The sequence below is a fragment of the Pseudomonas oligotrophica genome, from assembly GCF_021726475.1.
Taxonomy (GTDB): domain Bacteria; phylum Pseudomonadota; class Gammaproteobacteria; order Pseudomonadales; family Pseudomonadaceae; genus Stutzerimonas; species Stutzerimonas oligotrophica.
Genome location: NZ_JAKJRU010000002.1, coordinates 492,794 through 512,080, shown reverse-complemented (window position 1 = coordinate 512,080; position 19,287 = coordinate 492,794). Strand labels below are relative to the sequence as shown.

Genomic DNA, 19,287 nt, shown 5'->3' with positions numbered 1-19,287 from the left:
CCGGACTCCGCGCCACCGGCCGCCCACAGCATCGCCCCGGCTCAGCGCACGTAGAAGATCTCGGCGCCGCCCTCGTCATCATCATCGTCGTCGAAATCGTCATCCTCGGGCTCGTCGGCAGCCTTGACCCCGGCACGCCGCAGCGCGCGCTGATCGTCGAGCTCCTGCAGGCGGGCCCGCGCCTCGTCCTCGATCTGCTGGTCCAGTTCGGCCAACTGCTCGGCATAGGCGGGATCCTCGACGATACGCAGGCTGCGCTCATCGAGATAACGCATGATGGCCTGGCTGAGCTCCTCGGTACCCTCGCGCTCCAGCGCCGAGATGACATACACCGGCCCCTGCCAGCCGAGACGCTCGACGACGCTGCGTACCCGCACCTCGCGCTCGTCCTCGAGCAACTGGTCGGCCTTGTTCAGCACCAGCCAGCGATCGCGCTGGGCCAGGGCCGGACTGAACTTCTCCAGCTCGCCAAGGATGACCTCGGCGGCGTCCGCCGGATCACTGCCATCCACCGGCGCCATGTCCACCAGATGCAGCAGCAGCCGGGTCCGCGCCAAGTGCTTGAGGAAACGGATGCCCAGCCCGGCACCTTCGGAGGCTCCCTCGATCAGGCCCGGGATGTCGGCGATCACGAAGCTCTTGTAACGCCCCACACTGACCACGCCCAGGTTCGGCACCAGCGTGGTGAACGGGTAATCCGCCACCTTCGGCTTGGCTGCCGACACCGAGCGGATGAAGGTACTCTTGCCGGCATTCGGCAGGCCGAGCAGGCCGACGTCGGCCAGCACCTTGAGCTCAAGCTTCAGGTCGCGCGCCTCACCCGGCTTGCCCGGCGTAGTCTGGCGCGGCGCCCGGTTGGTACTGGACTTGAAGCGCGTGTTGCCGAGACCGTGCCACCCCCCCTGGGCGACCATCAGGCGCTGCCCGGCACGGGTCAGGTCGCCGATGATTTCCTGGGTCGCCGCATCGATCACCGTGGTGCCGACCGGCACCGGCAGGATCAAGTCGTCGCCCTTCGCCCCGGTGCAGTCGGTACTGCCGCCCTTCTGCCCGTTCGGCGCCGCGAAGCGGCGGGTGTAGCGGTAGTCGACGAGGGTATTGAGGTTCTCGTCGGCCTCGAGGAACACCGAGCCGCCATCACCGCCGTCGCCGCCGTTGGGGCCGCCCTTCTCGATAAACTTTTCGCGACGAAAGCTCATCATGCCGTTGCCGCCGTCACCGGCCTTTACGTGGATCGATACTTCATCGACGAATTTCATTGAGGAACGCCTCCCGCCACCGGACGGGCCGAAAAAAACCAGAAAACAGACGCCAGCCAGCCGGCGACAAACGCCGCGCAAGTGGCGAGGATACAAACAAAAAAGCCCCGTCGCATGACAGGGCTTTTCCAGCAACGCCGCAGTTAGGCTGCGACGACGCTCACGTAGCGACGGCCGAAAGCGCCCTTCACTTCGAACTTGACCACACCTTCGACCTTGGCGAAGAGCGTGTGATCCTTGCCGATGCCGACGCCGACGCCCGGGTGGAACTGGGTGCCACGCTGGCGAACGATGATGTTGCCGGCCTTGATGACCTGGCCGCCATACATCTTCACGCCAAGGCGTTTACTTTCGGAATCGCGACCGTTGCGGGTAGAACCGCCAGCTTTTTTGTGTGCCATGAGTTCAATACTCCTATGTAGGGATCCAGGCCCTGTTAGCCCTGGATACCGGTGATTTTGACCTCAGTGAACCACTGACGGTGGCCCTGACGCTTCATGTGGTGCTTGCGGCGACGGAACTTGATGATGCTGACCTTGTCGTGACGACCCTGGGCAACCACCTCGGCGGTAACCTTGGCACCGTCGACGACCGGAGCACCGATCTTCACGTCTTCGCCATTGCCGATCAGCAGAACGCGGTCGAAGGTGACTGCTTCGCCGGTCGGGATCTCGAGCTTCTCGATCTTGAGGTATTCACCTTCGGCAACCTTGTACTGCTTGCCGCCGGTAACGATAACTGCGTACATCTGTGTTTCTCCGTTGATCCTGCTCACCCAGCGCTTTATAGGAAGGAAGGTATTGACTGGCATGGCTGCATGGGGCCGGAAGGGACGCCCGTGCAATTGCGTAAGGCAGGGAAAATGCCCAGGGGGAAGTTCAGGGTCCGCGATTGTACGCAGGCACACTGGCCCGCGCAAGGCCCGACTGTAGCTGCCTTGACAGTCCCGGACCCGGCTCATAGCATGCCGCGCAATCTCCGAGGAGCCCCCGATGCAGCCCCAGGCCTTCTACCAAGTTGTGGCGGACGATTTCACAGCCGTCGACGCGATCATCCGCAAGCAGCTGTCGTCTCGCGTGCCCCTGGTAGAAAAGATCGGGGACTATATCACCTCCGCCGGTGGCAAGCGCCTGCGCCCCTTGCTGGTGCTGCTCAGTGGCAGCGCCCTCGGCCACCAGGGCGACCAGCTGCGCCTGCTGGCTGCCATCATCGAATTCCTGCACACCTCTACCCTGCTGCATGACGACGTGGTCGACATGTCCGGCATGCGTCGCGGCCGCTCGACCGCCAACGCGCTGTGGGGCAACGCGCCCAGCGTGCTGGTCGGCGACTTCCTCTATGCACGCTCGTTCGAGATGATGGTCGAGCTCGGCTCGATGCCGGTCATGCAGATCATTTCCCAGGCCACCCGGGTGATCGCCGAGGGCGAGGTGCTGCAGCTGTCCAAGGTGCGCGATGCCAGCACCACCGAGGAAATCTACATGGAGGTCATCCGCGGCAAGACCGCGATGCTCTTCGAAGCCTCGACCCACAGCGCCGCGACCCTGGTCGGCGCCAGCGACGAACAGCGCGAGGCGCTGCGTGTCTTCGGCGACCACCTGGGTATTGCCTTCCAACTGGTCGACGACCTGCTCGACTACCAGGGCGACACCCAGGCCCTGGGCAAGAACGTCGGCGACGACCTCGCCGAGGGCAAGCCCACCCTGCCGTTGATCTACACCATGCGCGAAGGCAGCGCAGCCCAGGCCAGCCTGGTGCGCCGCGCGATCCAGAAAGGCGGCATCGAGGATCTGGAAAGTATCCGCGAGGCAGTCGAGGCCTCGGGGGCGCTGGCCTACACCGCGCAACTGGCGCGCCAGCATGCCGACAGCGCGATCGCCGCGCTCGAATCGATCCCGGCCAACGAGTATCGCGACGCGCTCGTCGAACTGTCGCGCTTTGCGGTAGCCCGCACGCACTGATCCACCGATAGCCGTTTCGCCCATCGATGGCCGACCATCGGATCGCAGGGTATTTCGTGCTTGCAATTTAGGAAACGATAATTATTCTCATTATCGAAAACTAATTGCGGAGCCGAAACATGACCTACCTGATCGATGCCTGGCTGGACCGCCCCCAGCCCTATGTGCGAATCCTCGAGCGCGCCACCGGGAAAGTCTGCGCACAGCTCGAGGGCGAAGCACTGGAAGAACTCTGCGCCCAGGGCGACCTGACCATTCAGGAACTGAGCACCAGCGAGCCCTGTGCGCTGAAGGAACAGGTGCGCAACCTGTTCCTGTTCTGCTACGCCCGCGCGCTGCGGCCGTGAACCGGCCGCCTGCGCAGTTCAGAGAACTTCGAGCAGCTCGACGTCGAACACCAGCACGCTGTGCGGCGGGATGCTACCCACCGCCTGGCCACCGTAGGCCAGTTCACTCGGCACGTACAGGCGCCACTTGCTGCCGGCGTTCATCAGCTGCAGCGCCTCGGTCCAGCCGGCGATCACGCCGCTGACCGGGAATTCGGCCGGCTGGCCGCGGTTGTACGAGCTGTCGAACACGGTGCCGTCGACCAGGGTGCCATGGTAATGCGTGCGCACGCTGTCTTCGCGGCTCGGCCGAGCACCCTCGCCCGCGCTCAACACTTCGTACTGCAGCCCGGATTCGAGCACGACGATACCTTCACGCTTGGCATTCTCGGCAAGGAATGCACGCCCCTGCGCGGCCGCGGCATCCGCCTTCTGCTGCGCCTCGGCCTGCATGCGCTCGCGGATCACCGCGAAGCTGGCGCTCAGCTCGGCCGCGCCGACGCGGCTTTCCAGGCTGGCGAACGCATCGCGGATGCCGGCGATCACCGCGTCGATGCTGATTCCCGGAGGCGGATTGTCGCGTAGCTGGTCGCCCAGCTGGCGGCCTATACCATAGCTCACACGGGTTTCGTCGGTATTCAGGTCAAGATCGCTCATGCCGGCTCCGCTAGCAGTTCGTAAAAAAGGGGTCGGCAGACTAGCACAGTCGCGGCAAGCAGGTTCACCAGCCCGAGCGCAGGCCGATCGGTACGCGCAGCACGTCCGCTTCATCGACGGGGAGGCCGCACATCTCGTCCTGGGTCGAGGCGTGCAACAGGTGGAAGGGCATTTCCGGCAGCTCCTTGAGCAGGTCGCGGGCATGCTCGACCGAGCGCAGGTGGCAGGTCCGCCCTTGCGCGTCGCAGAGGCGATGACGCACGCCACCGCGCTCGAAGATATCCAGCAGGTAGAAGCCGCCCTCGACAGAGGTGAGTTGCAGGGCGTCGATGCGCCCCTGGCCCGCCTGCCCGACCAGCTCTTGAAGCGTCATGTCGTCATCCTCGCTCGTAACGAAACAACCGCGCCACACCAGGCTGGCATCGGCGCGCCGTCAGTGCTTGGTCAGCTTGTCCAGGTAGCCCATGGCGAAGGCGGACACCACGAAGGTCAGGTGGATGATGACGTACCACATAAGCTTCTCGCTATCGAGCTGCTGGGCATCCATGAACATGCGCAGCAGGTGAATGGAGGAGATCGCGACGATGGACGCGGCCACCTTCATCTTCAGCGAGCCGGAATCCATCTTGCCCAGCCAGTCGAGCTTCTCCTTGCCTTCCTCGATATCGAGTTGCGAAACGAAGTTCTCGTAGCCGGAGATCATCACCATCACCAGCAGGCCGCCAACCAGCGCCATGTCGATCAGCGAGAGCAGCTTGAGAATCAGGTCGGCCTCGCTCAGGGCCAGGATGCCCGGCAGGATGTGCCAGATCTCTTGGAAGAACTTGATCGCCAGCGCCAGCAGCGCAAAGGCGAGGCCGAAATAGATCGGCGCCAGCAACCAGCGCGCCGCGTACATCGCGTTTTCCAGAATGCGTTCCATGACTTCCCACTACAGGCGGTTCGAATGCCGGCGAGTATACGCAGCGACCCGTCGCAGACAAGCACCCGAGCCGGCCGCAAAACGGCGTGCCAGACAGCCAGCGCTCAGGAGCGGGTTTCCCAGCCACTGAGGAAGCGCGCCTGGTCGGCGTTGACCTTGCGCAACTCGGCCTGCATGTGCAGCTGCCAGATCGCCGGGTCGCTCGCTTCCTCGTAGCCCTGGCCACGCAGGTTGCTGACGATGGCCTCCAGCACCGACTCGGCCATCCGGTGCCCGCGGAACGGCCCCTGCACCCGGATTGCCGTCGGCTGCGAGCCGGCCAACCCGGCGGCGCACAAAAGCGTCCAGAGGCCGTTGCCCCCGGCCACCGGCCGGATGATGCATTCGATACGGGTCACCAGACCCAGACATTGACGGTTCAGACAAAGCGCATGCGACATGGCGGCGGTCCTCGCGACCAGCCGGTTGCCCCGCGACGACAGAACGGGGGCCCGGCTCAAGCCTGGCAGCACCGGATAGTGCTTACCAACAAGAGTAGCGGATACTCCTGAAGCGCAGACAAGCCGCGACGCCGATCGTTCCGCTCCGCTTGTTTCGCCGGCGCTAGGCGCCCGTGTCGCCGGGCGCCGCGGCCTTGCCTGCCGCCTCGCTGCGCTCCTCCTCTTCCAGTTCGATCTCAGCGATCTCGCGCAGGCGCTCGACGACGCGGGCGTTGACGCTGCCGCGCGGGAAACGTCCCTGGTCGTCGGCGGTGCCCACGGCCTCGCCAACCAGCAGCGAGAGTGCCTCGTCCACGTGGCGCACCGCATAGACGTGGAAGCGGTTGCCGCGCACCGCCTCGAGCACCCGCTCGTCGAGCATCAGCGTGCTGATGTTGGCGAACGGAATGATCACGCCCTGCTCGCCGGATAGGCCGCGCGCCTCGCACAGGCGGAAGAAGCCTTCGATCTTCTCGTTGACGCCGCCGACCGCCTGCACTTCGCCGAACTGGTTGATCGAACCGGTGATGGCGAAGCACTGCTTGAGCGGCGTGCGCGACAGCGCCGAGATCAGCGCGCAGCACTCGCCGAGCGAGGCGCTGTCGCCATCGACGTAGCCGTAGGACTGCTCCAGCGCGATGCTCGCCGAGATCTCCAGGGGGAATTCCTGGGCATAGCGGCTGCCCAGGTAGCCGGTCAGGATCATCACGCCCTTGGAGTGGATCGGCTGGCCGAGGTTGACCTCGCGCTCGATGTCGACGATACCCGAGCCGCCGGGATAAACGGTGGCGGAGATACGCGCCGGCATGCCGAACGCCGAGTCGCCGACCTCGAGCACGGTCAGGCCGTTGCACTTGCCGGTCGCCGCCCCCTCGGTATCGATGAGGATCACCCCGGCGAGGATATCCTCGAGAATGCGCGCCGACACCCGGCCGGTTCGCGTTTCCTTGGCCTTGAGCGCGCGCTCGATGTGGCCGACGTCGGTGACTGCGTCCTTGGCCAGCTGGCGGACGAAATCGGCCTCGCTGACCAGCTGGAACAGGTCGCCGATGCGCGCCGAGAGCCGGCCTTGGTGCTCGGCCAGGCGCGCGCTGTAGGTCGCCAGGCGTGCCACCGCCGCCGCGGTCAGCGGGGCCATGTCCTCCTCGGAGGTGCGCGTCTTGAGCAACTGGGCGAACTGCTCGAGGCTGTCCTCGGCCAGCGGGATGTCCTCGTCGAAATCCACCAGTACGCGGAACATCTCCTGGAAGTCCGGATCCAGGTCCTGCAGCGTGTAGTAGAGCTGGCGCGAACCAATGATGATGACCTTGACGTTGAGCGGGATCACCTCCGGCGTCAGCGTCACGGTCGCCAGGCGCCCCAGCTCGGCCAGCGGCGACTCCATCTTCAGCTTGCGCGACTGCAGCGCCCGCTTGAGCGCATCCCAGACGAAGGGCTCGCTGAGCAGCTTCTCCGCCTCGAGCATGAGGAAGCCGCCATTGGCCCGGTGCAACGCCCCGGGGCGCAGCTGCCGATAGCTGGTGTAGAGCGCGCCCTGGTCGGTGTTGTATTCGATACGGCCGAACAGGTTGTCGAAGGTCGGGTGCGGCTCGAACACCACCGGCGCGCCGCCGTTGGCACCGTGGCCGACGATCAGGCTCGGCGAGTACTGCTCCTCGAGCAGCTGGCGATTCTGCGCTTCGGGCCGGTTCTCATCGACCAGTTGCTCGATCACGGTGCGCAGCAGGTTGGCCTGCACCGCCTGCAGGTAGGCCTCGATGCCCGGGTTGCCGCGGTATTTCTCGGCGAGCGGCTCGAGCAGCGGCTGCAGCGCCTGGCTGATGGTTTCCTCGTTCAGCTGGCGCAACTGGTTGCTGGACTCGCGCTTCCACTGCGGCAGGCTGGCCAGCTCCTCGTTCAGCCGCACTTCCAGCGCCGAGATGTCCTCGTGGTAGCGCTCGCGCTCGGCCTCGGGCAGCTGGGCGAAATCCGCCTCGTCCATCGCCTTGCCGTCCTTCATCGGCGTGAATGCGATGTTGGCGCTGTCGCGATAGAGAGCGATGTCCTTTTCCAGCGCCAGTTTCTCGATCACGTCCAGCGCCTTGTCGTAGCGCTGGTTAAAGGCGCGGTCGATGGCGCTCTTCTTCTGCTGGAAGCTGGGGTGCTCGAACACCGCCGGGAAGGTCGCCAGCAGGTTGTCGATCAGCTGATGGATGTCGGCGATGAAGCCGTTGGCCGTACCCGGTGCCAGCCGGAGTGCCTTGGGCTCGCGCGGCTCGTCGAAGTGGTTGATGTACAGCCAGTCGTCCGGCGTATCCAGGCGCTTGCCCTCGGCCTTCAGGTAGCGGCGCACGAAGGAGAAGCGACCAGTGCCCGGCTCGCCCATGACATAGACGTTGTAGCCGGGGCGCGGCATCGCCACGCCGAACTGCAGCGCCTCGACCGCGCGCTCCTGGCCGAGCACGCCGAAGAACGGCTCGAGCTCATCGGTGGTGGTGAAATTGAACTGGCTCGGATCGAAGGGACGGGTCAGCGCATCGGGTGCCAGGCGCAGCCCGGCAGCGACAGGTTGGGACATCGGAATTCCTTGCAGGATGGCGCGAGGGCCACAGGTGATGCCGCCATTCTGGCGCTGCCACTGGCACGCCGCAAGACAAGAAGCCGGTCAGCGTCGACCAGACGGGCCCGGCGCCGAATGCGTTCGCCGCCAGCCCCCGCCACCTGGCTGTCGACGGGCTTGCCCGCCTGCGGCCGGCTCAGCCCTGGCGGCCGTTCTGCTCCTTGAGCAGATCGCGGATCTCGGTCAGCAGCAGCTCTTCCTTCGACGGCGCGGGCGGGGCCGAAGGCGCCTCGGCCTCCTTGCGCTTGAGATGGTTGATCGCCTTGACGCCGAGGAAGATGGCGAAGGCGACGATGGTGAAGTCGATGATGGTCTGGATGAACTTGCCGTAGCTCAGCGTCACCGCCGGTGCGTCGCCGACCGGCTCGCGCAGCACGACCGCCAGCTCGGAGAAATCGACGCCGCCGATCAACAGCCCCAGCGGCGGCGTGATCACATCGCCGACGAACGAGGAAACGATCTTGCCGAACGCCGCGCCGATGATGATGCCAACCGCCATGTCGACCACGTTGCCGCGCACGGCAAAGGCCTTGAACTCGCTGAGAATGCTCATCTGGGAATCCTTGCTCCGAAAAGGTGACTGACCGCTGCGTTGACCGGAAGGCCGCCTGCGCGGTTCCCGTCGCCGGCAAGCATAGACGCCGAGCAAGGCCCGAGCCAGAGCGACCCGCGCCGCCGCCCGCGTACACCCTCGCGATCGCTTGATCGCGGTCAACAGCCGCGCCCCACCGGCGGCGTTAAGGTAGCGCCTTCCAACCCTCCGGAGCGCCTTTCATGCACGTTGAACATCACCCCCTGGTCAAGGATTTCCCGGAAAAGCGCGAGCAGCTGCAGCGGCTGCGCCAGCAGGATGCGGACTTCGCCCGCAAGACCGATGAGTACGAAGCGCTGGACAAGCGCATCTGCCGCGTCGAGGACGGCGTCGAGAACCTCGACGAAGCGGCGCTGAACGCGCTCAAGCTGCAGCGCGTGAACCTCAAGGACGACATCGCCCGCGACCTCAAGCGTGCCTCGGGCAGCTGCTGTGGCGGTTGCTGCGGCTGATCGACCCGCACCTCGACCAAGCCCGCTGACCGGCGGGCTTTTCATTGGGCGCTAGAAAAGCCCGCCGAACCTGAACCCGGCACCGACCCAGACGAAAGCCACCGCGGTCAGGGTGATCAACAGGATATGCAGGCCCAGCTGCGGCAGCCGCTCGCCGTCCAGCCGCGGGATCAGCGCCAGCCGCGCGTGCAGGCCGAGCAGCGCGGTCAGCCCCAGCAACAGCAGCTTGCCCTGCACCAGCCGCGCGACCGGCGAGTCGCCGAGCCATTGCGCGTGTGGCAGCCAGAGGCTTGCCATCCACAGGCCGGTGACGACCTGGACGATCAGCGCCGGGATGCCGATGCGCTCGTAGAGCTGCTCGAACTGCCGCACCGGTTGCGGATCGCGCCCGCGCAGCGCCTTGGGCAATACGCCGAACAGCAGGACCAGATGGCCGCCGACCCAGACACTGGCCCCGAGCAGGTGAAGAAACAGCAGATAGCGCATGGCAACGGCTCCTGTGCGTTTTGTTGACAGTCTCGCGCGCCAGCCTGGCGCCTGTAGCTGATGGCGATCAAGCCAGCCGTTATCATGCGGCTCCATTTGCCGACGCGGAGTCTCCCATGGCCAAGGCCAAGCGCATGTATGGCTGCACCGAATGCGGCTCGACCTTCCCCAAGTGGGCCGGCCAGTGCGGCGACTGCGGCGCCTGGAACACCCTGGTGGAAACCCTTGTCGAAGCCGCCCCGGCCGCATCGGGCCGCGCTGGCTGGGCCGGCGACCAGGCCAACATCAAGACCCTGGCCGAAGTCAGCGTCGAGGAAGTGCCGCGTTTCTCCACCGCCTCCGGCGAACTGGACCGCGTGCTCGGCGGCGGCCTGGTGGACGGCTCGGTGGTGCTGATCGGCGGCGACCCGGGCATCGGCAAGTCGACCATCCTGCTGCAAACCCTGTGCGCCATCGCCCAGCGCTATCCGGCGCTGTACGTCACCGGCGAGGAATCCCAGCAGCAGGTGGCGATGCGCGCGCGCCGTCTGGACCTGCCGCAGGACAGGCTCAAGGTGATGACCGAGACCTGCATCGAAGCCATCATCGCCACCGCACGGCTGGAAAAGCCCAAGGTGATGGTCATCGACTCGATCCAGACCATCTTCACCGAACAGCTGCAATCGGCGCCTGGCGGCGTGGCCCAGGTGCGCGAGAGCGCGGCGCTCTTGGTGCGTTTCGCCAAGCAGAGCGGCACGGCGATCTTCCTCGTGGGCCACGTGACCAAGGAAGGCGCGCTGGCCGGCCCGCGCGTGCTCGAGCACATGGTCGATACAGTGCTCTATTTCGAAGGCGAGTCCGATGGCCGCCTGCGCCTGCTGCGCGCGGTGAAGAACCGCTTCGGCGCGGTCAACGAACTCGGCGTGTTCGGCATGACCGACAAGGGCCTGAAGGAGGTCACCAACCCCTCGGCGATCTTCCTCACCCGCGCCCAGGAAGCGGTGCCCGGCAGCGTGGTGATGGCGACCTGGGAAGGCACCCGGCCGATGCTGGTGGAGGTGCAGGCGCTGGTCGACACCAGCCACCTGGCCAACCCGCGCCGCGTCACCCTGGGCCTGGACCAGAACCGCCTGGCCATGCTGCTGGCCGTGCTGCACCGCCACGGCAGCATTCCCACCTACGACCAGGACGTGTTCATCAACGTGGTCGGCGGGGTGAAGGTGCTGGAAACCGCAGCGGACCTGGCGCTGATGGCCGCGGTGATCTCCAGCCTGCGCAACCGCCCGCTGGATACCGACCTCCTCGTGTTCGGCGAAGTGGGACTGTCCGGGGAGATCCGCCCGGTACCGAGCGGTCAGGAGCGCCTGAAGGAGGCCGCCAAGCATGGCTTCAAGCGCGCCATCGTGCCCAAGGGCAACGCGCCGAAGGAGGCACCGCCGGGCTTGCAGATCATCGCCGTGACGCGCCTGGAACAGGCGCTCGACGCACTGTTCGAATAGCGACCGCGACTAGCGGCCGAGCGCCGCCAGTTCGCGCTCGAGCAGCGCCTCGTCGCCCAGGTTCAGCTCCACCAGGCGGCGCAGGTGGATCATCGAGTCGAGGTCGATGTGCTCGCAGACGAAGCCAAGCAGCCCGTCGTGCTCATGGGCCAGCGTCACCTCCATCGACAGCTCCACGTCCTCGGCGAGGCGGATGCGTGCCTGCAACGGCTGATCGGGCCTCGCGTTCCAGCCCGCCGGGCGCTCGACCAGCAGCCCCTTGAGCGAGACGTCATGCAGCACGGCCGGCCAGCGCTGCTCGCCCTGCTGCAGTTCGGTGTCGGCATCGAAGCCGATGCGCTGGAAGCGGCGACGCTCGGAACCTTCTGTCATCGTTGTTCTCCCCGGCCGGGCCGGTCATAGCCAGCGCCTGACGCGCCGGCGGTAGTCGCGGTAGTGGTCGCCGAACAGCTCGTCGAGCAGGCGCTCCTCGTGGACGATCACGCCGCGCTGCATGGTGTAGATCAGCGCGGGCAGCAGCAGCCAGGGCCACAGGCTGCCCCAGAGCAGGGCGATGCCGGCGTAGACCAGCGTATCGGCGAGATAGATGGGATTGCGCGAAAAGCGGAAAGGTCCGTCGTCCAGCAGCCGCTGCGGCGTGCCGTAGGGGTTCACCGTGGTCCGGCGCCGGAGCATGAACAGCCCGGCCCAGAGCATCAGCAGCAGGCCGGCATCGATCAGCCCCCAGCCGAGGTAGGCGGTCCAGGGGTTGCGTGGCAGGACGACGGGCAACAGCGCCTGCAGCGCCCAGGCCAGCGCCAGGAACAGCAGATAGATGACCGGCGGCGGCAGGATCACCCGTGAACTGCGCTTGATCATGGGGTAGTTCTTCCCTGCATCACTGTTGGCAGTCTAGCCCGCCCGCGAAAGGGCATGGCCCGAAACGCAGAAAGCCCGCCGAAGCGGGCTTTCCCTGGCAAGGCCGGGGCTTAGTTGCCGTACACCGGGAACTTGGCGCAGACCGCCGCGACCTTGGCGCGCACTGCGTCGACCACCGACTCGTCACCCATCTTGTCGAGGATGTCGCAGATCCAGCCGGCCAGCTCGCGGCACTCGGCTTCCTTGAAGCCGCGAGTGGTGACCGCCGGGGTGCCGATGCGCAGGCCGGAGGTGACGAACGGCGAACGCGGGTCGTTCGGCACGCTGTTCTTGTTCACCGTGATATGGGCACGGCCGAGTGCGGCGTCCGCGTCCTTGCCGGTGATGTCCTGCTTGATCAGCGAGAGCAGGAACAGATGGTTCTGCGTGCCACCGGACACCACGTCGAAACCGCGCCCGATGAACACTTCGGCCATCGCCTGGGCGTTTTTCACTACTTGCTGCTGGTATTCCTTGAACTCGGGTTGCAGGGCTTCCTTGAAGCAGATCGCCTTGGCCGCGATGACGTGCTCCAGCGGGCCGCCCTGGGCGCCCGGGAAGACCGCGGAGTTGAGCTTCTTCTCGATCTCCTCGTTCTTCTTCGCCAGGATCAGACCGCCGCGCGGGCCGCGCAGGGTCTTGTGGGTGGTGGTGGTGACCACGTCGGCGAACGGCACCGGGTTCGGGTAGACGCCCGCGGCGACCAGGCCGGCCACGTGGGCCATGTCGACGAACAGGTAGGCACCGACCTTGTCGGCGATTTCGCGGAAGCGCGGGAAGTCCAGCTTCTGCGAATAGGCGGAGAAGCCGGCGACGATCATCTTCGGCTTGTGCTCGACGGCCAGGCGCTCGACTTCGTCGTAGTCGATCAGGCCCTGGTCGTTGATGCCGTACTGCACGGCGTTGTACAGCTTGCCGGATGAGGAAACCGAGGCACCATGGGTCAGGTGGCCGCCGTGGGCCAGGCTCATGCCGAGGATGGTGTCGCCGGCGCTGAGCAGGGCCAGGTAGACGGCGGCGTTGGCCTGGGAACCGGCGTGCGGCTGGACGTTGGCGTAGTCGGCACCGAACAACTGCTTGGCGCGATCGATGGCCAGCTGCTCGACCACGTCGACGTACTCGCAACCGCCGTAGTAGCGCTTGCCCGGGTAGCCTTCGGCGTACTTGTTGGTCAGCACGCTGCCCTGGGCTTCCATCACCGCCGGGCTGGTGTAGTTCTCCGAGGCGATCAGCTCGATGTGGTCTTCCTGACGCTGGGCTTCCTGCTGCATGGCAGCGAAGAGTTCGGCGTCGAAGCGTTCGATGGTCAAGTCACGGCTGAACATGGGCGTCCTCTGGGATCAGCTGGCAGTTGGGAAGAAGGCGCGGATTCTACCGCATCCGCGCAGGCTGCGGTATGAAAGCCAGTCAAGCGGCAGCGAGCGGTGCTCATGCGCGGCAGCCGCGCGGCGCCGCGCAGGGAACCGGCGGCGGTTTGCCCTGTCCGGAGCAATGGAGTAGCTTTGCGCGTTTGACCCGAGCGGCCCCGCCGCGCCGGGTTTCCATGCTTTTTCACCACTGTCACGGGCATCTGTTTCCATGGCTCAATACGTCTACACCATGCATCGGGTCAGCAAGGTCGTGCCCCCGAAGCGTGAGATCCTCAAGAACATCTCCCTGTCGTTCTTCCCCGGCGCCAAGATCGGCGTGCTCGGCCTGAACGGCGCGGGCAAGTCCACGCTGCTGCGCATCATGGCCGGCGTCGACACCGAGTTCGACGGCGAGGCGCGGGCCATGCCGGGCATCAAGGTCGGCTACCTGCCGCAGGAGCCGCAGCTCGACCCGGCCAAGACCGTGCGCGAGATCGTCGAAGAGGCCGTGGGCGAGATCAAGCAGGCCCAGGCCCGCCTCGACGAGGTCTACGCCGCCTACGCCGAGCCGGATGCCGACTTCGACGCCCTGGCCGCCGAGCAGGCCAAGCTCGAGGCCATCCTGCAGGCCGCCGACGGCCACAACCTCGAGCGCCAGCTGGAAGTCGCCGCCGATGCGCTGCGCCTGCCGGCCTGGGACGCCAGGATCGAACACCTCTCCGGCGGCGAGAAGCGCCGCGTGGCGCTGTGCCGCCTGCTGCTCTCGGCGCCGGACATGCTGCTGCTGGACGAACCGACCAACCACCTGGACGCCGACTCGGTGGCCTGGCTGGAGCGTTTCCTCCACGACTTCCCCGGCACCGTGGTGGCGATCACCCACGACCGCTACTTCCTCGACAACGTCGCCGGCTGGATCCTCGAGCTCGACCGCGGCATGGGCATCCCCTTCGAGGGCAACTACTCGCAGTGGCTCGAATCCAAGGCCGCGCGCCTGGAGCAGGAGGCCAAGCAGGAGGCCGCTCACAGCAAGGCGATGAAGGCCGAGCTGGAATGGGTGCGCCAGGGCGCCAAGGCGCGCCAGGCCAAGTCCAAGGCCCGCCTGCAGCGCTTCGAGGAAATGCAGTCGCAGGAATTCCAGAAGCGCAGCGAGACCAACGAGATCTACATCCCGGCCGGCCCGCGCCTGGGCGACAAGGTCATCGAGGTCAACCACCTGACCAAGAGCTACGGCGACCGCGTACTGATCGACGACCTGTCGTTCAGCATTCCCAAGGGCGCCATCGTCGGCGTCATCGGCGGCAACGGCGCGGGCAAGTCGACCCTGCTGCGCATGATCACCGGCAAGGAGCAGCCGGACTCGGGCAGCATCGAGCTGGGCGACACCGTGCAGATCGCCAGCGTCGAGCAGAGCCGCGAGAACCTGGATGGCAGCAAGACCGTCTGGGAGCAGGTTTCCGACGGGCTGGACATGATCCGCGTCGGCGGCTACGAAGTGCCGTCGCGCGGCTACGTCGGCCGCTTCAACTTCAAGGGCGCCGACCAGCAGAAGTTCGTCAAGGACCTCTCCGGCGGTGAGCGCGGTCGCCTGCACCTGGCGCTGACCCTCAAGCAGGGCGGCAACGTGCTGTTGCTCGACGAACCGTCCAACGACCTCGACGTGGAAACCCTGCGCGCGCTGGAAGAGGCGCTGCTGGACTTCCCCGGCTCGGCCATCGTGATCTCCCACGATCGCTGGTTCCTCGACCGCATCGCCACCCACATCCTCTCCTACGAGGACGACGGCAAGGTGTACTTCTTCGAAGGCAACTACACCGAGTTCGAGGCCGACCGCAAGAAGCGCCTCGGCGACGCCGCGGCGCAGCCGCACCGGGTCAAGTACCGCAAGCTGGCCCAGTAACCCCGCGGAGCCCGCCCGGGCTCCCGTTCGGCGACGCCATCGGCCGATGGCGTCCTGCCGATTCCAGGTCCTCGCCAGCCGAGCGCCCTGGAAACATCCTGGCAAAAAAACGCACCAGCATCGCCCACTTCACGACCGCGCATTCACCTCAGGCCGCCCGCAGCCAGCCAACACCGAGCCGCAAGACCAGCCAGCACACGGCCTTCATGCCTGAACGGGGAAAAAGCGAGGCTACCCACAGCGCACCGATACAGGGCAAAACGACGCACCAAGGACGAACACCCCGCCAAAAGGCGCACTTTCGCGGTGCAAATCCGGTTTGCTACAGTCGCCCGCCGATTTTTTCCACGGACCGCCGCCGCGCGGTCACCGAGGGCTTGCCATGACCGAAACCGTTGATGCCTTTCTCACCCGCCTGAAGCAGCGCGACCCGCACCAGCCCGAGTTCCACCAGGCGGTCGAGGAAGTGCTGCGCAGCCTCTGGCCCTTCCTCGAAGCCAACCCGCACTACCAGCAGGCCGGCATCATCGAGCGCATGGTCGAGCCGGAACGCACCATCATCTTCCGCGTGCCGTGGGTCGACGATCAGGGTCGCGTGCAGGTCAACCGCGGTTTCCGCATCCAGATGAACAGCGCCATCGGCCCGTACAAGGGCGGCCTGCGCTTCCACCCCTCGGTCAACCTCGGCGTGCTCAAGTTCCTCGCCTTCGAGCAGGTGTTCAAGAACTCGCTGACCTCGCTGCCCATGGGCGGCGGCAAGGGCGGCTCGGACTTCAACCCCAAGGGCAAGAGCGACAACGAAGTCATGCGCTTCTGCCAGTCGTTCATGAGCGAGCTGTACCGCCATGTCGGCGCCGACCTCGACGTGCCGGCCGGCGACATCGGCGTCGGTGGCCGCGAAATCGGCTTCCTCTTCGGCCAGTACAAGCGCCTGGCCAACCAGTTCACCTCGGTGCTGACCGGCAAGGGCCTGCCCTACGGCGGCAGCCTGATCCGCCCGGAAGCCACCGGCTACGGCTGCGTCTATTTCGCCGAGGAAATGCTCAAGAGCAGCCACAGCAGCTTCGACGGCAAGCGCGTGGCGATCTCCGGCTCGGGCAACGTCGCGCAGTACGCCGCGCAGAAGGTCATGGAACTGGGCGGCCGGGTGGTCTCGCTGTCCGACTCGGGTGGCACCCTGCACTTCCCCGACGGCCTGACCGGCGAACAGTGGGCCTACCTGATGGACCTGAAGAACGTCCGTCGCGGCCGCCTGGAGGAGATGGGCGCCCACTTCGGCGCCACCTACCTGGCCGGCCAGCGGCCGTGGAACCTGCCGTGCGACATCGCCCTGCCCTGCGCCACGCAGAACGAGCTGGACGGCGAGGATGCCCGCGCGCTGCTGAACAACGGCTGCATCTGCGTGGCCGAAGGCGCCAACATGCCGTCGACCCTCGAAGCGGTGGACCTGTTCCTCGAGGCCGGCATCCTCTACGCACCGGGCAAGGCCTCCAACGCCGGCGGCGTGGCCTGTTCGGGTCTGGAGATGAGCCAGAACGCCATGCGCCTGCACTGGACCGCCGGCGAGGTGGACACCAAGCTGCACGGCATCATGCAGTCGATCCACCACGCCTGCGTCGCCCACGGCGAGGAGAACGGCCGGATCAACTACGTCAAGGGCGCCAACATCGCCGGCTTCGTCAAGGTCGCCGACGCCATGCTGGCACAGGGCGTGGTCTGACCGCAGCGGCGAGCCGCTAGCGATAAAGCCAGAGCCCCGCCGGTCACCCGGCGGGGCTCTGTCGTTTGGCGCGCGCCATGCGGGCAACGACTGGGCCTCGAACCCCAACCACCGCCCGCGTGGATGGCTGCGGCCATCCACCCTAACTCGCAGCCCGCAGGCGCAGGGTGGAAAACGCGCGCAGCGATTTCCACGCTTCGCACATGACGAAGCCGCCCTACCAGTAGTTCTCCACCGCCACCTGCCCCGGCCGTCGCGTCAGCGCCAGTTGCAGATCCCGTGTCTTCAGCACAGCGCGCGTGTCCTCGATCATCTGCGGATTGCCGCAGAGCATGATTCGCGAATGCTCGGGGGTCAGCGCCAGCCCCGCGGCGCGCTCCAGTTCGCCGCTCTCGATCAGCTGAGTGATGCGCCCGTGCAGCGCCCCGGGCACCTGCTCGCGGGTCACCACCGGCAGGTACAGCAACTTGTCGCCGAGCCCCTCCAGGTACTCGCGCTGCGGCAGGTCGGCGATCAGCGGCTGGTAGGCCAGCTCGCGCGCCTGGCGCACGCTGTAGACCAGCACGATACGCTCGAAGCGCTGCCAGGCCTCGAAGTCCTGCAGGATCGACAGGAACGGCGCGATGCCGGTGCCGGTGGCCAGCAGCCAGAGGTCGCGCCCGTCCGGGAAGCGATCCAGGGTGAGGAAGCCGAAGGCCTGCTTCTCGACCAGCAGCTCGTCGCCGACCGAGAGCCGGCTCAGCTCGCTGGTGAACTCGCCATCCGGCACCACGATGGAAAAGAAATCGAGAAACTCGTCATGCGGCGCCGAGACCATCGAATAGGCGCGCCAGACGATGCAGCCACTGGGCTTGCGCACACCGAGCCGGGCGAACTGCCCGGCGGTGAAGCGAAAGCCGGGGTCGCGCGTGGTGCGCAGGGTGAACAGGTTGGGCGTCAGCGTCTGCACCTCGAGCAGCCGCTGGCGGGTGAACTTCTCTTCGCTGGCGGTCATACTTCGCTCCCTCCGAGCGTCTTCGGGCCCTGCCCGTATAGCGTCTTGATACCTCTTTCCGACGTCGACAAACACCGCCAGTTCTCATGCCTATTCTGCAAACGCCCCTCGCCAGCCTCGACCTGATCCGCCAGCCGGAGCAGCCCAACGAGCCGCTGCAGGCCTTCGACGCGGCCGACGAATACCTGCTCACGCAGCTGGCCGAACAGCCGCTGGCGGCGGATACGCGGGTGTTGGTGCTCAACGATGCCTTCGGCGCGCTGGCCTGCTCGCTCGCCGGGCATGCGCAGGTGACCAGCAGCGGCGACTCGCATCTGGGCTGGCTGGCACTGCAGAAGAACCTCGCGCGCAATGCCCTGGCGGCCGACGCGGTGCGCTTCGTACCGGCCAGCGAGACGCCGCAGGGGCCGTTCGATTGCGTGCTGATCCGCGTGCCGAAGACCCTGGCGCTGCTCGAGGAGCAGCTGATCCGCCTGCACGGCCAGCTCGCCCCCGGTGCCCAGGTGATCGCCGGCGCCATGCTCAAGCACCTGCCGCGCGCGGCCGGCGACCTGCTCGAGCGCTACATCGGCCCGGTACAGGCCTCGCTCGCGGTGAAGAAGGCCCGTCTGCTGAGCGCCACGCCAGTCGACCGACCGGCACCGGTCTCGCCCTACCCGACGCGCTACCGCCTCGAGCGCCCGACCATCGAGCTGTCCAACGAGGCCAACCTGTTCTGCCGCGAAGGCCTGGACATCGGCACCCGCGCCTTCCTGCCGCACCTGCCCAAGGCGCTGGGCAACCTGCGCGTGGCCGACCTCGGCTGCGGCAACGGTGTGCTCGGCATCGTCTACGCGCTGGGCAATCCGCAGGCCGAGCTGACCCTGGTCGACGAGAGCTACATGGCGGTGCAGTCGGCGCGCGAGAACTGGCAGGCAGTCCACGGCGAACGCCCGGCCGAGATCCGCGCCGGCGACGGCCTGGCCGAACAGCCGCCGGCCACGCTGGACCTGATCCTGTGCAATCCGCCGTTCCACCAGCAGCAGGTGGTCGGCGACTTCCTCGCCTGGCGCATGTTCACCCAGGCCCGCGCGGCGCTGGCCAAGGGCGGCGAGCTGTGGATCGTCGGCAACCGCCACCTGGGCTACCACCACAAGCTCAAGCGCCTGTTCGGCAAGGTCGAGCAGGTCGCCGCGACGCCCAAGTTCGTCATCCTGCGGGCAATCAAGGGCTAGCCGGG

21 protein-coding genes are annotated in these 19,287 nt (G+C 66.5%); 7 read left to right on the top strand and 14 right to left on the bottom strand.

The window, feature by feature from the left end; translation table 11 throughout:
* Window positions 1-41 precede the first annotated feature (41 nt).
* The 3 genes from cgtA to rplU form a co-directional block, all read right to left on the bottom strand.
* Entirely contained in the window at window positions 42-1,259 is a 1,218-nt protein-coding gene (cgtA, locus tag L3N39_RS06295; RefSeq protein WP_237256421.1) for an Obg family GTPase CgtA, read from the bottom strand.
* Between the two features lie 143 nt (window positions 1,260-1,402).
* On the bottom strand, window positions 1,403-1,660 hold the full coding sequence (gene rpmA, locus L3N39_RS06290; protein WP_237256420.1) for a 50S ribosomal protein L27: 258 nt from the start codon (window positions 1,658-1,660) through the stop codon (window positions 1,403-1,405).
* A 35-nt stretch (window positions 1,661-1,695) separates the two neighbouring features.
* The gene (gene rplU / locus L3N39_RS06285; RefSeq protein WP_237256419.1) at window positions 1,696-2,007 is read right to left on the bottom strand and encodes a 50S ribosomal protein L21; all 312 of its coding nucleotides are present in this window, start codon (window positions 2,005-2,007) and stop codon (window positions 1,696-1,698) included.
* A gap of 244 nt (window positions 2,008-2,251) precedes the next feature.
* On the opposite strand from rplU, the gene L3N39_RS06280 reads away from it, so the two are divergent.
* Entirely contained in the window at window positions 2,252-3,220 is a 969-nt protein-coding gene (locus tag L3N39_RS06280) for a polyprenyl synthetase family protein (RefSeq protein ID WP_237256418.1), read from the top strand.
* Window positions 3,221-3,339: 119 nt separating this feature from the next.
* Complete coding sequence (locus L3N39_RS06275) at window positions 3,340-3,567, top strand: PA4570 family protein (RefSeq protein WP_237256417.1); 228 nt, start codon at window positions 3,340-3,342, stop codon at window positions 3,565-3,567.
* A gap of 18 nt (window positions 3,568-3,585) precedes the next feature.
* On the opposite strand, the gene L3N39_RS06270 is transcribed toward L3N39_RS06275, so the two are convergent.
* From L3N39_RS06270 to mscL, 6 genes are all read right to left on the bottom strand, one after another.
* A complete protein-coding gene (locus L3N39_RS06270; RefSeq protein WP_237256416.1) occupies window positions 3,586-4,203 on the bottom strand; it encodes a BamJ family beta-barrel-assembly machinery protein in 618 nt (205 codons plus the stop codon).
* Between the two features lie 64 nt (window positions 4,204-4,267).
* On the bottom strand, window positions 4,268-4,576 hold the full coding sequence (locus tag L3N39_RS06265; protein WP_237256415.1) for a DUF6482 family protein: 309 nt from the start codon (window positions 4,574-4,576) through the stop codon (window positions 4,268-4,270).
* 60 nt (window positions 4,577-4,636) lie between these two features.
* Complete coding sequence (locus L3N39_RS06260) at window positions 4,637-5,125, bottom strand: TIGR00645 family protein (RefSeq protein ID WP_237256414.1); 489 nt, start codon at window positions 5,123-5,125, stop codon at window positions 4,637-4,639.
* A gap of 104 nt (window positions 5,126-5,229) precedes the next feature.
* Window positions 5,230-5,565, bottom strand: a complete 336-nt coding sequence (locus L3N39_RS06255) for a PA4575 family protein (protein WP_237256413.1) — start codon at window positions 5,563-5,565, stop codon at window positions 5,230-5,232.
* Between the two features lie 163 nt (window positions 5,566-5,728).
* Window positions 5,729-8,161 carry a Lon protease family protein gene (locus L3N39_RS06250; RefSeq protein ID WP_237256412.1) on the bottom strand — a complete coding sequence of 811 codons (2,433 nt, stop codon included), beginning with the start codon at window positions 8,159-8,161 and terminating at the stop codon, window positions 5,729-5,731.
* A 178-nt stretch (window positions 8,162-8,339) separates the two neighbouring features.
* Window positions 8,340-8,756: a large-conductance mechanosensitive channel protein MscL gene (gene mscL, locus L3N39_RS06245; protein WP_237256411.1), complete on the bottom strand. Its 417-nt coding sequence runs from the start codon at window positions 8,754-8,756 to the stop codon at window positions 8,340-8,342.
* A gap of 221 nt (window positions 8,757-8,977) precedes the next feature.
* On the opposite strand from mscL, the gene L3N39_RS06240 reads away from it, so the two are divergent.
* Window positions 8,978-9,247: an HP1242/YdcH family protein gene (locus L3N39_RS06240; RefSeq protein ID WP_237256410.1), complete on the top strand. Its 270-nt coding sequence runs from the start codon at window positions 8,978-8,980 to the stop codon at window positions 9,245-9,247.
* A gap of 51 nt (window positions 9,248-9,298) precedes the next feature.
* On the opposite strand, the gene L3N39_RS06235 is transcribed toward L3N39_RS06240, so the two are convergent.
* Entirely contained in the window at window positions 9,299-9,733 is a 435-nt protein-coding gene (locus tag L3N39_RS06235; RefSeq protein ID WP_237256409.1) for a CopD family protein, read from the bottom strand.
* 116 nt (window positions 9,734-9,849) lie between these two features.
* On the opposite strand from L3N39_RS06235, the gene radA reads away from it, so the two are divergent.
* Entirely contained in the window at window positions 9,850-11,211 is a 1,362-nt protein-coding gene (gene radA / locus L3N39_RS06230; protein ID WP_237256408.1) for a DNA repair protein RadA, read from the top strand.
* 9 nt (window positions 11,212-11,220) lie between these two features.
* On the opposite strand, the gene L3N39_RS06225 is transcribed toward radA, so the two are convergent.
* The 3 genes from L3N39_RS06225 to glyA all read right to left on the bottom strand — a co-directional run bounded on the left by L3N39_RS06225 (window position 11,221) and on the right by glyA (window position 13,433).
* Window positions 11,221-11,583 carry a PilZ domain-containing protein gene (locus L3N39_RS06225; protein ID WP_237256407.1) on the bottom strand — a complete coding sequence of 121 codons (363 nt, stop codon included), beginning with the start codon at window positions 11,581-11,583 and terminating at the stop codon, window positions 11,221-11,223.
* A gap of 24 nt (window positions 11,584-11,607) precedes the next feature.
* A complete protein-coding gene (locus L3N39_RS06220) occupies window positions 11,608-12,069 on the bottom strand; it encodes a methyltransferase family protein (protein ID WP_237256406.1) in 462 nt (153 codons plus the stop codon).
* 110 nt (window positions 12,070-12,179) lie between these two features.
* A complete protein-coding gene (gene glyA, locus L3N39_RS06215) occupies window positions 12,180-13,433 on the bottom strand; it encodes a serine hydroxymethyltransferase (protein WP_237256405.1) in 1,254 nt (417 codons plus the stop codon).
* 253 nt (window positions 13,434-13,686) lie between these two features.
* Here glyA and ettA point away from each other — a divergent pair, with 253 nt between their 5' ends.
* Window positions 13,687-15,354 carry an energy-dependent translational throttle protein EttA gene (ettA, locus tag L3N39_RS06210; protein WP_237256404.1) on the top strand — a complete coding sequence of 556 codons (1,668 nt, stop codon included), beginning with the start codon at window positions 13,687-13,689 and terminating at the stop codon, window positions 15,352-15,354.
* A gap of 382 nt (window positions 15,355-15,736) precedes the next feature.
* Window positions 15,737-17,074, top strand: a complete 1,338-nt coding sequence (gene gdhA, locus L3N39_RS06205; RefSeq protein WP_237256403.1) for an NADP-specific glutamate dehydrogenase — start codon at window positions 15,737-15,739, stop codon at window positions 17,072-17,074.
* Window positions 17,075-17,291: 217 nt separating this feature from the next.
* Here gdhA and L3N39_RS06200 read toward each other — a convergent pair whose 3' ends face one another.
* Window positions 17,292-18,068 carry a ferredoxin--NADP reductase gene (locus tag L3N39_RS06200; protein ID WP_237256402.1) on the bottom strand — a complete coding sequence of 259 codons (777 nt, stop codon included), beginning with the start codon at window positions 18,066-18,068 and terminating at the stop codon, window positions 17,292-17,294.
* Window positions 18,069-18,154: 86 nt separating this feature from the next.
* On the opposite strand from L3N39_RS06200, the gene L3N39_RS06195 reads away from it, so the two are divergent.
* On the top strand, window positions 18,155-19,282 hold the full coding sequence (locus tag L3N39_RS06195; RefSeq protein WP_237256401.1) for a methyltransferase: 1,128 nt from the start codon (window positions 18,155-18,157) through the stop codon (window positions 19,280-19,282).
* The last annotated feature ends 5 nt before the right edge of the window (window positions 19,283-19,287 follow it).